The organism is Bradyrhizobium sp. HKCCYLRH2047, assembly GCF_051168175.1.
GTDB lineage: Bacteria > Pseudomonadota > Alphaproteobacteria > Rhizobiales > Xanthobacteraceae > Bradyrhizobium.
In genome coordinates, this window is the sequence record NZ_JBNPUM010000010.1 from 14,345 (window position 1) to 28,458 (window position 14,114).

The window sequence follows — 14,114 nt, forward strand, 5'->3', positions numbered from 1 at the left end:
TCTACTCCGCGGCTTCACGCAGCGGCGTTTCGCGCGCGATCATCCGATCGATGATCCGCCGTGCCCACATTGCGCCTGCATCGATGTTGAGATTGTAGAACACGCGCCCCGGATTCTCGTCCATCGCGCGCTGCTGCGCTTCCAGGATCAGTTCGTCCTCGCGGAAGATGCCCGACACACCCTCGCGGATCTCGGTCGTCAGCCGCTGCTCGGTGAGCTGGTAGTTGCGGGCGAACGCCCAGAAATAATGGCAGGTCGTGTCGGTCTCCGGCGTGATGGTGTTGAGCACCATGCCGTTGACGCCCTGCGAGCGGTCACCCTCCGGCGCGCCCGTCCCGGTCGGCGCGACGCCGACGTCGATCGTCACCGTGCACGGCGCCTCGAAGCGGATGATCTGCCAGCGGTCCACCAGGCCCGGCTTGCCGAGCTGCTTCGCCCAGAATGGGGGCGGCTCGATGCCGCGCATCCAGCGCGTCACGGTGGCGGTGCGCTCGCCATGGGTGACGTCGAACGGCGCTTCGGCCACCGCGTCGTTGCCGATCGACGAGCCGTGCACGAAGGTCTCGTGCGTGAGATCCATCAGATTGTCGACCACCAGCCGGTAGTCGCATTTGACGTGGATAGTCTTGCCGTCGCCGGCCCAGGCCGGATCGTGATTCCAGTGCATGTCGGGAATAATAGCGGGATCGGCCAGCGCCGGATCGCCCATCCACAGCCAGATGAACCGATGCCGTTCGACAGCCGGATAGGCACGTACGCAGGCCGAGGGATTGATGGTCTCCTGCGACGGCATGAAGGTGCAGCGGCCCTGCGGGCTGAATTTCAGGCCATGATAGCCGCAAACGACGGTGTCGCCTTCCAGCCGGCCCTTGGACAGCGGCACCAGCCGGTGCCAGCAGGCATCTTCCAGCGCGGCGATGGTGCCATCGGCCTTGCGGTACATCACGACGTGCTTGCCGCAGATCGTCCGCGGCAGCAGGGCCTGCTTGACCTCGGCGTCCCAGGCCGCGGCGTACCATGCATTCATCGGAAAAGAAGCGGCCATGGCGTGTCCTCGTGTCGGTATACTTCCAACTGAGCATTGTATACAGCAAGCAAAGGATGAGACGCAAGTTCCGCCTTCTTTCGGCAAAAACTGCCGATCCTGTATACAGCACCCGCGCGACGGTTCCGCTCCAAGGAACAAGGCTGACAGACAATCCTTTCTGATTCAGGTACTTGCGCTGATTCCTCGCTACGCACTCCGAGCCACAGTCACCCGCTCTGTAACGGCACCAGAGATCCGCCGGATCAGCCCCTCACGGCGAGAGCTGGTCCCGTTCGGAGCGCGGCTCCGGCGAGGCAGGGGTCGACGATCACAGCCCCTCGCCCCGAAGCCACGCGGCGCCGCGCGCATAGAGCGCTTCGACCTCCGGCCCCTTCAGCCCGGGCATGTCGCGCTTCACCGTGTAGCCGATGCGCGTCTGCAGATAAGCGAGATGCCGATACCCCACGGGAAACTGCTCCAGCAGCGCACGGTCCAGCGCCGGCACCGCGCCGGGCGTCACCGGGTCCATGCGGTCCTTCTCGTAGATCGGCTGGCGCAGCACGATGCCCCATTTGCCCGCGCGCTTCTCGAGGAAGTCGTAGAAGCGGCCGGTGCACAGCACGTCGCAGACGACGCCCTCGACCTCGGCCCGCTGCGAGATCGTCATCTTGGTCTGGGAGATCGCGCGATGACCGGCGAGATCGACCGAGATGCCGCCGAGGAAGTGCAGGATGTTGACACCCTTGGCCCAGGCCGCCTTGCTGATCTCGATGAACTCGTCGCCGGTGCCCTGCGTCCACGTCGCCATCATCCGCCCATCCGGATGCCACACCGTGCGGAAGCGCTCCCAATCGCCCGCATCGCGCCAGATCGCCCAATTCTGCAACAGCTCGCGAATCTGGCGGTCGTCCTCGATCTCGGCGGCGGTCTTGGTCATGGTGGTTTCCTCTTTGCGTTGTTGCTGCTGGATACGGGATCGGGAGTGCGCTGCAAAGGCACGGCTGATCATGGCTGCCCGGTGCGTGCGACAAATTCGGTGTCGTCCCGGCCTTGAGACACCGAAGGACGGAGTTGGCCCTGCCGGCTACAGAGACACGGCCCCACATTCCCGCGGCGCGCAGCGCCCAGGTCATGCGGCAATCATGTCCCTCCTGAAATACGAGAGGGCGCGAGGAAGGCCGGACCTCGGCTGAGGCCCGTGGCCCGCCTGCTCAAAAGAATGCAGGCGGCAGGTACCACAGGTACAGCCGGACAGACCCGGCCTTCCCCGCGCGATAGTTTTACGGTGTCCTTCGTGCTCTCCCTGGGGATCGGCTTTCTTGCCCCCATCGCCCGCGCGTGCCCATAAGCAACGACCGCGAACTTGACCTCAGCGTCGAGAGGCCAGGACCACACGACTTCGCCGTCCGTCACGGCTGCGCTCGTCTGGCACAGCCGTCACGTCCATCGCAGCCCGCCTCCACGTTCGTGACGACGCGTACGTCCCTCTGCTCGAGGCGGGTTGCAGAGATATAAGCATGTTTTCTGAAAACCAGCAATCATTATTTTCGCCGATGGTCGCGGCCGGTGGGTAACCTTGCATCCTCGTTCTGACGAAAGGTCCGGCCGGCCATGACGGAGCGCAAGCCACTGACGACGAGTTGGGAGTCCTGGATCGAAGCCCGCTGGCAACGATCCCGCGGCGCGTGACGCCCAGCGGGATCGCAGCCGATGATCTATTCCGGAATCCGCGCGATCAGCTGGTGATGGGCATTGACGCCGATGTCGCCGCGCTTCGCGCCATGCGTCATGCCGTCGCTGTGATAGACCAGCAGCACGGCGTTGTCGTGGGTCAGCGGCTGCGGCGCGATGATCGTCAGCTTCGCCCTGCCGTCCGGCCCGGCCACGAAATCATTGGCCGTCGCAGTGCCATCGAGCGGCGTGAAGCCGACCGGCTTTTGATCGAAGTGATTCTCGAACAGGCTGTAGTGACCGCCCGGCTTCAGATGGTCGAAGCTCATGGCGATCTCGACCTTGCCGCCGGCCGAAGGAGTGAGCGTCACGCTGCCGCTCGCCGCGAGCCAGTCGCCGAGCGTGAAGCCGATCGGCTCGCCATTCGCATTGGCGACCGCGGCGGTCTTCGCATCCTGCTCGATGAAGGCCGGACGGAAACCCGCGACGTGGGAGATGTTCTGCGGCCCGACGGCGGCCAACGCCGCGGCGTCCGCGACGAAGGCATGGGGATCGAGCGGCTTCGGCTGCTTCGTCTCCGCCGAGAAGAATGCCGCGTGGGTGACGAACGACAGATGGGTCGCATCGGCAGCCCGGCTGGCGCCGGACGGCACGAGCGCCGCCAGCATCAGCGCCACGCTGGCCAACCCGGCAAGGCTTTTCGATCGTTGCATTGTCTCATTCTCCTCGCGCCTGTGAACATCGACGCGCGATGCGCGTCCCGAGGGGCTGTCTGCGCCTGAGCCCGGAGACTGTTCGCTCCAAGCACGACGAAGGTTACGGTCCCCGTCAGTCCACCGACCACGAGTTCAGTCCTGCGCAAAGACGCGCGGCGCGACCCAGCCGAACATCCGACGGCCGAACAGGCCACCCGCGCCGATCAGCAGGACAGCCGTTCCGACGTTCCACATCAGGATCATCACCGAGGCGTCGATCGTATGAAACAGCGCGAGCGCCGTCGACGTGATCGCGGACACGGCGAGGCCGCCGGTCAAGGCGACGATGGTCGGCCGCAGACGCGCCGCGTAGCGCAGCATCACCAGCAGGGCCAGCGACAACGGCAGGCTCGTCACAGCAAGCGTCGTGAAGCAGCGGGCCGCCTCGCCAGGGCTCATGCCGTCGGGACCAACCGCAACCCAGTCGGTGAGGCACTGATAGCCGATGTTGGACAGCCATAGCGCCAGCGCCGGCATCGGCAGCAGCATCCACCACCGCGAGCGGTCGGGAAGACTGACCAGGAATGCCGCGATCGCGGCCAGCACGCCGGTCAGGATCGAGCCGACGAGACTGGTCACGAATGGCGCATCGTGCAGACGCTGCGCCAGATCCGGACGGATCCCCTGGTTGACGGCGAGCAGCGCCACTACGGCGCCTGCCCCGATCAGCCAGCCGCAGGCACGCAGCAGCGGCGGCCGCAGCCGCTTGACCGGCCGCATGTCGTTCGCAAGAGAGTCGATCAGATCGCCGGTCTGGATCATGGCTCGTTCCGCGGAATGAGCAGCTTCTGAAGACTCTTCAGAGCGCGATGCATGTTCACCTTCAATGAGGTCGTGGACATTCCGGTTGCCGCCGAGGCCTCCTTGAGCGACAGCTCCCTGAGCTTCAACAGGCGCACGGCTTGTTGCTGTGCGGGCGGGAGGTTGTCGATCGCCAGCTCCAATTCGCGGCGGTCGGGCGCCGCCTCCACGCCGGTCTCGGGCTCGGCTGCGATCTCGTGCTCGGGAGACAACACAGTCTCACGCCGCCATTGGCGCGACTGCCGCCGTACTCGGTCGATCAGGCGACGGTTGGTGATGGTCACCAGCCACGGCGCGAACGGGCGCGTCGGATCGTAGGTGTGGCGGACCGAGTGAATGGTCAATAGCACGTCCTGCACCGCGTCCTCGATGTCGCTGCGCTGCTTGCAGCGCCGTGCCGCGAGAGAGCGAAGGTAGGGCGTGATCTCCTGCAGCAGCCGCTGATAGGCGACACGATCACCCTCCTGGGCATGCGCCATCAGAATCGCCCAATCGAGCGCGCGCCGTCCCGGCTTGAGGTCCGCCCCGCTCGGCGCGTCCACCGGGACGAGCCTCAGCCGAGGTGCAGGACCGCTCTGGTCACTGCCCATCGGCGCCCTCCAGCTTTCGACCGAGCGACAGGACGAGATGATCGAGGCTGATGAGCCCGGGCCCGAGCGCGCTGATCCGGGTCGCCAGCCCGGCCACCAGGAGAACCGGCAGCAGCATCTCGGCCACGCCATCGAGATGAGCGAACACCGCAGGCCAGGGAAAATCATAGGCCTGACCGAACAGATGCAGCTTGAACTCGTCCTCGAACAGATACGCCGCGGCCGGTGACAGCGACAGGAAGCCATCCCATTTGGTGAGCCCGGATCTGAAGAACGGCACCGCAAGCGCGATGCGCAGCATCGGCGGCGCGACGATCAGAGCCAGCCGCACGAGCCGATCGATCGCATCCGACATGGGCAACGCGAGAGCCCGGCTGTCCGCGCTCATGACGCCTCCGCCATCGTCACGTGGTCGGAGCCGATCACGGCTCCGCCATGGATCAGATCGTGCAGGGTGCCGGCAAGGTCGAAGCCGGCGTCCTCGCGCAGCGCGTCTTCGACCGCCATCAGTATCGACCGACCGGCCAACAAGGCCTGAACGAACGCAAGGCTGCCCGACGGGATCGCGCGAACCACGACATCGGCTTCGGGACGGACGATCAGAACCGCCTCACCACCGCCCGCGTCGAGATCGACCGGGCCAGCAATTCCCTCCGCGACATTCATCTGCCAGACCGTAAGCACGGGAAACGCCGAGCACACCAGCCGCAGGGATGGATGCAAGTGCAGGCGGAGGGCCGGCAGATCGGCCGGCGCTACGGCGGCGAAAGCCGCAGGCGTGACCGGCTCGGCTTCCGCCGCATGATACGACTCGGTCCAGGCGCGCTCCATCGCTGCGACGTCGGCGAGATACGGCAGCACCGACGCCGGCGCGAAGCCGCGAATGAACGCCGCGAAGCCGCTGCCATAGTCGAGCAGGATCGGCGAGCTCGGTAGCTCGGACGACAGATAGCAGCGCGCCATGGCATGGAAGAACTCCGCTCCGACGATGCGATACACCGCCGGGTAGGCGTCCTTCAGCGTTGCCGTCAAGCCGGCGACGACATTGTTGCGATAAACTCCGAACCGGCGGTCGCTCGGCCTCCCGTCCGGCCCGACCAGACCTGGAGGCACCGGCTGCGCGGGATCGAGCAGTGCGCGCGCAAAGCCGCCGAGACGTTCAGCAAGCGGCGGCATTACAGACCACCTCCATCGACGGCGAGAGCATGACGGCCTCTGCGCGGCGGGCCTCCGCCGCAAGCACCTGCCATGGCGGCACCTCAGCGTCCCACTCGATCAATGTCGGCACCGGGCCGGTCGCGCGGATCGCATGCGCATACAGCGACCAGACGACGTCGTCGACCGGTCGGTCGTGGGTGTCGATCAGCAGCGGCCTGCCATGTTCGTCGACTTCGCGGGCGTGGCCGGCAAGATGGACCTGCAGCACCTGCGCGAGCGGCAAGGCGGCGAGATAGCCATGCGGGTCCCACTGCTGATTGGTCGCGGCGACATGGACGTTGTTGACGTCGAGCAGCAGCCCGCAGCCGGTGCGGCGGGCGACCTCGGCGATGAAGTCGGGCTCGGACCAGTTGCTCTCGGTGAACGCGACGTAGGTCGATGGATTTTCCAGCAGCATCCGCCGGCCGAGCACGCTCTGCACCTTGTCGACGTGATCGCAGACGCGGATAAGGGTCTCGCTCGTATAGGGAACCGGAAGCAGATCGTTGAGAAAGCCGCTACCGTGCGACGACCAGGCGAGGTGCTCGGAAAACAACCCTGGTTCGTAGCGGTCGACCAGATGCTTGAGACGGCCGAGATGGGCCTGGTCGAGCGGCCGATCGGCCCCGATCGACAATCCGACTCCATGCAGCGACACCGGATAGCGCTCGCGAACGGCCGTGAGATAGCGATGCGGCGGCCCGCCCGCGCCCATGTAGTTCTCGGCATGGACTTCGAAGAAGCCGATATCGGGCCACGTTTCGACGATACCGCGATAGTGCTCGGCCTTGAGGCCGACGCCGCCCCGCGCGGGGATCCGGCCGGCCGTCGAGAATTGCGCGCGTGCCACGTGCAGACTCCGATCGAGAGAAATGGCGGGCCGCAAGCAGCCTGCCGACGATGTCTCAGGCCTTCGGCGTCAGGCTACCCGGACCCTTGGGGGTCTGCATTGTCGTGCAAGTCCCCTTCGGCTCCAGCTTGAACGAATTGCCCTGATAATCGATCGTGCTGGTACCCGCGCAGGTCGTGCCGGCGCCAGCAAAGCAGTCGTTCTGGCCCTTCAGCGCGACGCCAAAACACTTCTCCATCTTGCCGTCCTTCATGGCCTTCATGGTCTCGGCCTGCTTGGCCTTCATCATCTTTTCCATGTCGCCCTTGGCCATCGTCTCCGCCGAGGCGGACGTGACGGCGAGCGCGCCGGCAGCGACCGCAAATGCGCCGACGATCATTGCGGACAGCGTGCGATTGGACATGCGAATTCCTCCATTCTCCGGGTTTCAGCCTGCGGACATTGCAGGTGTCTGGCGGCCATCGGCGCGCCTGTCCATCGGTTCGCTCCAATGCATCGGAAGGTTACGCTGACTGCTTCGCGATTCATCGCTCAGTTGCGCCCGAGATATTCGAGCAGATCTGCCGCCGCCGACGACGACCAGTCGGCCGCACCCGGGAGGTATCCGACGATCAGACCTGAAGCCGAGATCAGATAGGTGATCGGCATGCCATACAGCGTAAACGGCGCAGGCCTGCCACCGTCGTCTCCGGATTGCGCCACGTATCCGTTCGGATCGAGGCAGATGGACAGCGACGTCAGCCTCAGCGCGCGCACGAAGCGACCGACACTGTCGCGATCGCTGCGGTCTTCGGATACCGCGAGGACGTGCAGGCGCTGGCGCGCGACACTGCGTGCAAGCCGATCGAGCTCCGGCAGCTCGATGCGGCAGGCCGCGCACCACGAGGCCCAGAAATTCAGTACGATTGGCGCGCCGCGTAGCGCGGCGAGATCGAGCGTACCGCCGTCGAGGCGAAACAGCCGTATCGCCGGCAGGCTCTGCTGCGGCCGCAACAGCGTGAGTTGGTGACGGCCGGTTGTGAAGGCAGGCACGTCGTCGTCGGCGGATGCAGCCGAAGCGGATCCCGCGCGCGCCATGAGCGCCGTCAGCAGCCCGCCGATCACCTCGCGCCGGCTCGCAACGCTCACCGCGCCAGTTCCTCGATGGCAAGCGCTGGCGAAAACTGCGGAACGGCGGGCCGGAACGCGACGAAGGCGAACAGCGGATTGGGCAGCCAGTACAGCCATCCGATCGACGGCTCGCGCCGGCCGTCCGGGAGCTCCAGGTCGAGCCACACATACAGGAATTTGTAGATGCACAGTCCGGGAATCCAGTTCGGACGCAGATGGCGTGTTCTCAGGCAGCGCCACCGAATGTAGAAGTTTCCCTCGAACGGCGTGATGTCCCAGAGTCCGACAGGCCCCTCGGCGATGACCTCGCCGCTGGGACGGTGCGTGATGCGCACGATGCGCGGCTGCCTCTTGTGCAATTGAATACCTCCCACCCGCGTGTCCGGATGCTGCCATTCGACGATACGATCTCGGACCGGGAAAGGTTACCAGGCGGCTCGTCACGGCCGCGCAAATCACAGTCGTGCGACGGGTAGTTCCGGTCCGACGACCCGAAAGGAGCCGCGCTCCGACGCACGGTCTTGCGAGCGGACGAAGATCGCCGGGATGTCGTGGACCGTGACGCCCTCATTACCACGACGGCCAAGTGCCAGGCCACGCGCAGCCGTCGAAGTCATGCGCATCGGCGCGGATCGCGGTCGGCGCAGCACGTGCGTTCGACTTGCCCGCTCACATCCAATTGACCGGTCGTGATCGATCCAGGGCGGCTGCCCCCGCTTGATTCATCTGCTCGCGTTCGATTAGTTAGCCGCAACCAACAGAACGGCGGGAAACAAACGCTTCACGACCTCCCAAGGTGTTGCACAAGGCTTCGTCGCACGATGTGCTCTTCCGGATGATGACTCCCCCCATCGCATAGGCCGGGCCGCTCTGAACCGCTGCGCTCGGCGCGCCGATCTCTCAGCTTCCATGCCGACGACCACCGGTTCGGTCGGCCCGATCCTCTCAGCTGCATCCGACGCGCGTGCCGCCGGTGATCGATCCTGCATGTCGATCAGGATCCGGCGCCGCGACGGCCAACTCAGGAGCGACACGTCACATGATCTCCGCCGAACACCTGACCCGCCAATACGGGTCATTCACCGCCGTCGACGACGTCTCCTTTGAGGTCGGCGACGGCGAGATCGTCGGCCTGCTCGGGCACAATGGCGCCGGCAAGACCACCATCATGAAAATGCTGACGGGCTATCTCGAGCCGACCGCCGGCACGGCGACCATTCATGGCCACGACATCGGCAGGCAGCGCCGGCAGGCGCAGGCACTGATCGGCTACCTGCCCGAGAATTGTCCGCTGTATCCCGAGATGACAGTGATCGAATTTCTCGACTACGCGGCGGAGCTGAGAGGAATCCCGCCGGGCGCCCGGGCGCAGGCGCTGCGCGATGCCATCGCCGCGACCGGCCTTGCGGAAAAGGCCACCGCGCCGATCGCGAGCCTGTCGCGCGGCTACCGGCAGCGCACCGGCGTCGCGCAGGCGATCCTGCACAAGCCGAAGATCGTGATCCTCGACGAGCCGACCAACGGCCTCGATCCGTCGCAGATCGCGCAGATGCGGGGATTGATCCGGGATCTCGCGAAGACAGCCACCGTGATCCTGTCGACCCATATCCTGCAGGAGGTGCGCGCCGTATGCGAGCGCGTGCTGGTGATCAACCGCGGCCGGCTGGCGCTCGACACAAGGATGAGCGATCTCGGCGGGCCCGGCCGGTTGCGTCTCGTCACCAGCGGGCCGCCAGAACTGGTCGAGCGGCTGGTCACGGGGCTTGGCCTCGTGACCAGCGTGGAGCGGCTGACCGCCGCCGAGCCCGGCCATGCCTATGCTCTCAACCTCAATGGCCACGCGGCGAGCGCCGTGGCGCCGGCGGTCGCCCGCGTCATCACCGACAACAAGCTCGATCTGTTCGCCCTGCATCCCGAACAGCGCGATCTCGAAACCCTGTTTGCCGACATCACCGGCGCCGGCGCGCCGACCCCGGAGGCCCTGCATGCATAACGTTCTTCGTATCGCTCGCAAGGAACTGGCCGTCTTCTTCGCCTCGCCTGCGGCCTTCATCTTCATGGCCGCGTTCCTCGCCGTCACCCTGTTCCTGTTCTTCTGGGTCGACCGCTTCTTCGCCCGCAACATCGCCGACGTCCGGCCGCTGTTCGAATGGATGCCGGTGCTGATGATCTTCATCGTGTCGGCCATCACGATGCGGATGTGGAGCGAGGAACGGCGCGCCGGCACGCTGGAGTTTCTGCTGACCTCGCCGGTCGCGCCGCTGCAGCTGGTGCTCGGCAAGTTCCTCGCCTGCCTCGCTTTGGTTGCGATCGCGCTGGCGCTGACGCTGCCGCTCCCGATCACGGTCTCCATGATCGGCCGGCTCGACTGGGGACCGGTGGCCGGCGGCTATCTCGCCGCGCTGGCCCTCGCCTCCGCCTACATCTCGATTGGCCTGTTCGTCAGCGCCCGCTCAGACAACCAGGTCATCAGCCTGATCGTCTCCACCCTGATCTGCGGCGCGTTCTATCTGCTCGGCTCCAACACGCTGACCTCGCTGACCGGCAACGAAGGCGGCGAGCTGCTGCGCCAGCTCGGGGCCGGGTCGCGCTTCGAGTCGATCGCCCGCGGCATCATCGACCTGCGCGACCTCTATTACTATCTCAGCATCTTCGGCGTCTTCCTGGTGCTCAATCTCTATGTGCTGGAGAGCCTGCGCTGGTCGTCGCAGGGCCGCGCGCCGCAGCACCGGCGCTGGCGCATGGTGGCCGCGCTCACGGTGGCCAATCTCGTCGCGGTCAACCTGTGGCTCGGCCAGCTCCCGGCCGCACGGGCCGATCTCACCGCGGGACACATCTACTCGATCTCGGACGAGACAAGGAGCTATCTCGGCCAGCTGCAGGAGCCGCTGCTGATCCGGGGCTATTTCAGCGCCCAGACCCACCCGCTGCTGGCGCCGCTGGTGCCGCGGCTGCGCGATCTCCTGAAGGAGTACGAGATCGCAGGACAAGGCAAGGTCCGGGTCGAGTTCGTCGACCCGATGCAGAACGCCGCGCTCGAGGCGGAAGCCAACAAGCAGTACGGCATCCAGCCGGTGCCGTTCCAGACCTCGAGCAAGTATCAGGCGTCGGTGACTAACTCCTACTTCAACATCCTCGTCAAATATGGCGATGAATACACGACGCTCGGTTTCCGCGATCTCATCGAGGTCAAGGAGCGCGGTGACGGCGACAGCGAGCTCGACGTCAATCTGCGCAATCCCGAGTATACGATCACGCGCGCGATCAAGAAGGTGTTGAACGGCTATCGCGGCTCCGGCGACGTGCTGGCCGGCCTGCCGCAGCCGGTGACGCTCGAGGCCTATATCTCGGCCAAGAACCTGCCCGAGCCGCTCGCCAAGCTGAAGACCGCGCTGCAGGAGCTGATCAAGGACTACCAGAGCAAGACGCCGGGCAAGCTCGACGCGAAGATCGTCGATCCCGACGCCGATGGCGGACAGATCGCCAAGACCCTGCAGGACGAATACGGCCTCGAGCCGCTTTCGGTCGGCCTGCTCAACCCGAAACGCTTCTGGTTCCATTTGATCCTGAAGAGCGGCGACAAGACCGAGCAGATCCAGCTGCCGGAGCAGCTCGACAAGGACGGCTTGAAGCGCAACATCGACGCCGAGCTGAAGCGCTTCACGCCCGGCGCGCTGCGCACCGTCGCGCTGTACACCCCGCCGGCGCAGCAGCCGATGCCGCAGCTCGGCATCCCCGGCAGCAGTGGGCCGTCGTTCGATCTGCTGCAGCAGAAGCTGCAGGAGAACACGCTCGTCGACGCCACCCAGCTGAAGGATGGACGCGTTCCCGAACGCGCCGACATCCTGTTCGTCGCCTCGCCGCAGCAGCTCGATCAGAAGCAGCTGTTCGCCGTCGATCAGTTCCTGATGAAGGGGGGCACGGTGATCGTCGCCACCTCGCCCTATCAGCCATCGCTGCGCGGCAATCTCGACGTGACCAAGACGCCGTCCGGCCTGGAGGACTGGCTGGCGTTCCAGGGCGTGAAGGTCGGCGACAGCATGGTGCTCGACCGCCAGAACGCCTCGTTCCCGATCCCGAGCGAGCGCGACGTCGGCGGCGGCATCAAGGTGCGGCAGATCCGGCTGATGGACTACCCGTTCTTCGCCGACATCCGCAGCGACGGGCTGGCGCAGGGCGCGGCACCCTCGGCCGGCACCCAGCAGCTGACGCTGTCCTGGGCCTCGCCATTGACGATCGACGCCGACAAGGTCGGCAAGAAGCGAAAGATCGTCGATCTGATCCAGAGCTCGCCGCATTCATGGACCGCCAAGACGACCAACGTCGTGCCGGACTTCAAGGCGCATCCCGACACCGGCTTCCCTCCTGCCGACAAGCAGGGGCGCCAGCTGCTCGGGGCCATGATGGAGGGCGAGTTCACGTCGTTCTTCGCCGGCAAGCCATCGCCTCTCGCCAAGGACGCTGCTGAGCCCAAACCCGACGCAAAGGCTGATGCAAAGCCCGATGACGCGGCGAAGACGGCGGCTGCCGACGCCAAGCCCAGCATCACCGGCGTGATCTCCCGCTCGCCCGAAAGCGCGCGGCTGATCGTGATCGGCTCGGGCACTTTCCTGTCGGACGACGTGCTGCAACTCGCCTCCAGCGTCGACCGCACGCAGTATCTGGCGCCGCTCGACTTCGCACAGAACCTGGTCGACTGGTCGCTGGAGGACCGCGGGCTGCTGGCGCTGCGCAGCCGCGGCGGCCAGTTCTCGCGCACGCTCGCCCCGATGCAGAGCGGCGGCCAGATGTTCTGGGAATACCTGAACTATGCGCTCGCGCTCGCAGGGCTCGCCCTCGTCTACATCGTGCGCCGCGCGCTGCGGCTCGGCGCCCAACGGAGATATCTCAACATGCTCGGCATCGCGGAGGCGCGGACATGAAAGGGCTTCCCATCCTGCTCACGGCGCTGCTGGGTGGCCAGCTCGCGCTGGCTGTCACCTTCGCGGTCAACCGCTCCGATCATGCCGCGTTCGACGCCAAGGAGCCCCTGGTCGCGTTCGCGCCGGCCAAGGTCGATCAGGTCGCGATCGACGACGACGCCGGCCACACCGTCACGCTCGCGCGCAAGGACGGCAAATGGGTGATCCCCGCCTTGGCCGACTTTCCCGCCGACACGACGAAGGTCAATGGCCTGCTCGACCGCATCGCCGGCCTGAAGAAGGGCTGGCCGATCGCGAAGACCGAGGCCGCAGCCGAGCGCTTCAAGGTCACCGAAAAGGTTCATGAGCGCCGCGTGGTGCTGACGAGCGGCGGCAGCCGGGTCGGTGAGCTCCTGGTCGGGACCTCGCCGGCGTATCGCCAGGTGCATGTGCGGGCCGGCGATGCCTCTCCGGTCTTTGCCGTCGAGCTGGCGACCTACGACATCGGCGCGGAGCCCAGCGCCTGGATGCAGCACGACATTTTGGACACGCCGCGCGACAAGATCGCCAGCGTCAATGTCGGTGACGTCACCATCGAGGGCAAGGACGGCAAGTTCACGCTGGCGGGGCTCGGCAAGGACGAGAAGCCGCGGCCCGACAAGATCGACGCCCTGGTCAGCGCGATGGCGCATCCCCCCTTCGATAACGTGCGCGGCAAGGGCAAGGCGGCGCTGGCGCAGACGGATGCGCCCGACGTCACCGTCACGCTGAAGCGGACCGATGGAAGCGCGCTGACCTATCGCTACAAGAAGGACGCCGGTGGGGGCTATCTGTTCACGCGGTCGGCGGAGGACTATCTCTTCCATGTCAACGCCGACGCCACCGCGCCGGTCGTGCAGGCCACGCGCGCGGCATTGATCGAGCCGCCGAAACCGGACAAGGCGCCGGACGCCAAGAGCTCGAACGACAACAGCTCGAACAATAAGAGTTCGGACAACAAGGGCGCAGACGCCAAGAACCCTGATGACAACGTTAAGAAGGCCGAGACCTCAGGCGCCAAGACGGATCAGGCGCCGGCAGCGTCAGAGGCTGTTCCGCCGTCATCCCATGGCGCCGAGCAGGCCGCTCACGGCGGCGCGGAACCGCCAAAGTCGCCCGGCGGCTAGCGCACCGCGATGCGCAAATCCGGCTTCGCTGCGCAATCAGTGGAGC

14 protein-coding genes are annotated in these 14,114 nt (G+C 65.9%); 3 read left to right on the plus strand and 11 right to left on the minus strand.

Annotated elements, in window-relative coordinates:
* Position 1: 1 nt before the first annotated feature.
* The 11 genes from ACQR1D_RS23245 to ACQR1D_RS23295 all read right to left on the minus strand — a co-directional run bounded on the left by ACQR1D_RS23245 (position 2) and on the right by ACQR1D_RS23295 (position 8,360).
* On the minus strand, positions 2–1,045 hold the full coding sequence (locus tag ACQR1D_RS23245) for an aromatic ring-hydroxylating dioxygenase subunit alpha (RefSeq protein WP_315805846.1): 1,044 nt from the start codon (positions 1,043–1,045) through the stop codon (positions 2–4).
* A gap of 310 nt (positions 1,046–1,355) precedes the next feature.
* On the minus strand, positions 1,356–1,964 hold the full coding sequence (locus ACQR1D_RS23250) for a nuclear transport factor 2 family protein (RefSeq protein WP_315805845.1): 609 nt from the start codon (positions 1,962–1,964) through the stop codon (positions 1,356–1,358).
* 778 nt (positions 1,965–2,742) lie between these two features.
* Positions 2,743–3,411 (minus strand): hypothetical protein, encoded by a 669-nt coding sequence (locus tag ACQR1D_RS23255; protein WP_316238453.1) that lies wholly within the window; start codon positions 3,409–3,411, stop codon positions 2,743–2,745.
* Positions 3,412–3,546: 135 nt separating this feature from the next.
* Positions 3,547–4,215: an NrsF family protein gene (locus ACQR1D_RS23260; RefSeq protein ID WP_434894084.1), complete on the minus strand. Its 669-nt coding sequence runs from the start codon at positions 4,213–4,215 to the stop codon at positions 3,547–3,549.
* Entirely contained in the window at positions 4,212–4,844 is a 633-nt protein-coding gene (locus ACQR1D_RS23265; RefSeq protein ID WP_315804502.1) for a sigma-70 family RNA polymerase sigma factor, read from the minus strand. The genes ACQR1D_RS23260 and ACQR1D_RS23265 overlap by 4 nt, the downstream gene beginning before the upstream one ends.
* Positions 4,834–5,232, minus strand: a complete 399-nt coding sequence (locus tag ACQR1D_RS23270) for a DoxX family protein (RefSeq protein WP_434894085.1) — start codon at positions 5,230–5,232, stop codon at positions 4,834–4,836. The genes ACQR1D_RS23265 and ACQR1D_RS23270 overlap by 11 nt, the downstream gene beginning before the upstream one ends.
* Positions 5,229–6,020, minus strand: a complete 792-nt coding sequence (locus tag ACQR1D_RS23275; protein WP_316238451.1) for an HvfC/BufC N-terminal domain-containing protein — start codon at positions 6,018–6,020, stop codon at positions 5,229–5,231. Before ACQR1D_RS23275 ends, ACQR1D_RS23270 begins: the two co-directional genes overlap by 4 nt.
* Entirely contained in the window at positions 6,004–6,891 is an 888-nt protein-coding gene (gene bufB, locus ACQR1D_RS23280; RefSeq protein ID WP_434894086.1) for an MNIO family bufferin maturase, read from the minus strand. The genes ACQR1D_RS23275 and bufB overlap by 17 nt, the downstream gene beginning before the upstream one ends.
* A gap of 55 nt (positions 6,892–6,946) precedes the next feature.
* Entirely contained in the window at positions 6,947–7,294 is a 348-nt protein-coding gene (locus tag ACQR1D_RS23285) for a BufA1 family periplasmic bufferin-type metallophore (RefSeq protein WP_315804499.1), read from the minus strand.
* A 128-nt stretch (positions 7,295–7,422) separates the two neighbouring features.
* Complete coding sequence (locus ACQR1D_RS23290) at positions 7,423–7,995, minus strand: TlpA disulfide reductase family protein (RefSeq protein WP_316238449.1); 573 nt, start codon at positions 7,993–7,995, stop codon at positions 7,423–7,425.
* A 20-nt stretch (positions 7,996–8,015) separates the two neighbouring features.
* Positions 8,016–8,360, minus strand: coding sequence for a hypothetical protein (locus ACQR1D_RS23295; protein ID WP_316238448.1), 345 nt, complete (start codon positions 8,358–8,360; stop codon positions 8,016–8,018).
* Positions 8,361–9,040: 680 nt separating this feature from the next.
* Here ACQR1D_RS23295 and ACQR1D_RS23300 point away from each other — a divergent pair.
* From ACQR1D_RS23300 to ACQR1D_RS23310, 3 genes are read left to right on the plus strand one after another with little or no spacing between them, the layout of a single operon-like run.
* Positions 9,041–9,994, plus strand: coding sequence for an ABC transporter ATP-binding protein (locus tag ACQR1D_RS23300; RefSeq protein ID WP_316238447.1), 954 nt, complete (start codon positions 9,041–9,043; stop codon positions 9,992–9,994).
* The gene (locus ACQR1D_RS23305) at positions 9,987–12,923 is read left to right on the plus strand and encodes a Gldg family protein (RefSeq protein ID WP_434894087.1); all 2,937 of its coding nucleotides are present in this window, start codon (positions 9,987–9,989) and stop codon (positions 12,921–12,923) included. The genes ACQR1D_RS23300 and ACQR1D_RS23305 overlap by 8 nt, the downstream gene beginning before the upstream one ends.
* Positions 12,920–14,068, plus strand: a complete 1,149-nt coding sequence (locus ACQR1D_RS23310; RefSeq protein ID WP_434839131.1) for a DUF4340 domain-containing protein — start codon at positions 12,920–12,922, stop codon at positions 14,066–14,068. The genes ACQR1D_RS23305 and ACQR1D_RS23310 overlap by 4 nt, the downstream gene beginning before the upstream one ends.
* Positions 14,069–14,114 lie beyond the last annotated feature (46 nt).

What these genes read in the sequence shown, in the direction of transcription:
- ACQR1D_RS23255 (WP_316238453.1), bottom strand. Translation starts at nt 3,411, where the DNA reads ATGCAACGATCGAAAAGCCTTGCCGGGTTGGCCAGCGTGGCGCTGATG.
- ACQR1D_RS23270 (WP_434894085.1), bottom strand. Translation starts at nt 5,232, where the DNA reads ATGAGCGCGGACAGCCGGGCTCTCGCGTTGCCCATGTCGGATGCGATC.
- ACQR1D_RS23265 (WP_315804502.1), bottom strand. Translation starts at nt 4,844, where the DNA reads ATGGGCAGTGACCAGAGCGGTCCTGCACCTCGGCTGAGGCTCGTCCCG.
- ACQR1D_RS23245 (WP_315805846.1), bottom strand. Translation starts at nt 1,045, where the DNA reads ATGGCCGCTTCTTTTCCGATGAATGCATGGTACGCCGCGGCCTGGGAC.
- ACQR1D_RS23310 (WP_434839131.1), top strand. Translation starts at nt 12,920, where the DNA reads ATGAAAGGGCTTCCCATCCTGCTCACGGCGCTGCTGGGTGGCCAGCTC.
- ACQR1D_RS23285 (WP_315804499.1), bottom strand. Translation starts at nt 7,294, where the DNA reads ATGTCCAATCGCACGCTGTCCGCAATGATCGTCGGCGCATTTGCGGTC.
- ACQR1D_RS23300 (WP_316238447.1), top strand. Translation starts at nt 9,041, where the DNA reads ATGATCTCCGCCGAACACCTGACCCGCCAATACGGGTCATTCACCGCC.
- ACQR1D_RS23305 (WP_434894087.1), top strand. Translation starts at nt 9,987, where the DNA reads ATGCATAACGTTCTTCGTATCGCTCGCAAGGAACTGGCCGTCTTCTTC.
- ACQR1D_RS23250 (WP_315805845.1), bottom strand. Translation starts at nt 1,964, where the DNA reads ATGACCAAGACCGCCGCCGAGATCGAGGACGACCGCCAGATTCGCGAG.
- ACQR1D_RS23275 (WP_316238451.1), bottom strand. Translation starts at nt 6,020, where the DNA reads ATGCCGCCGCTTGCTGAACGTCTCGGCGGCTTTGCGCGCGCACTGCTC.
- ACQR1D_RS23260 (WP_434894084.1), bottom strand. Translation starts at nt 4,215, where the DNA reads ATGATCCAGACCGGCGATCTGATCGACTCTCTTGCGAACGACATGCGG.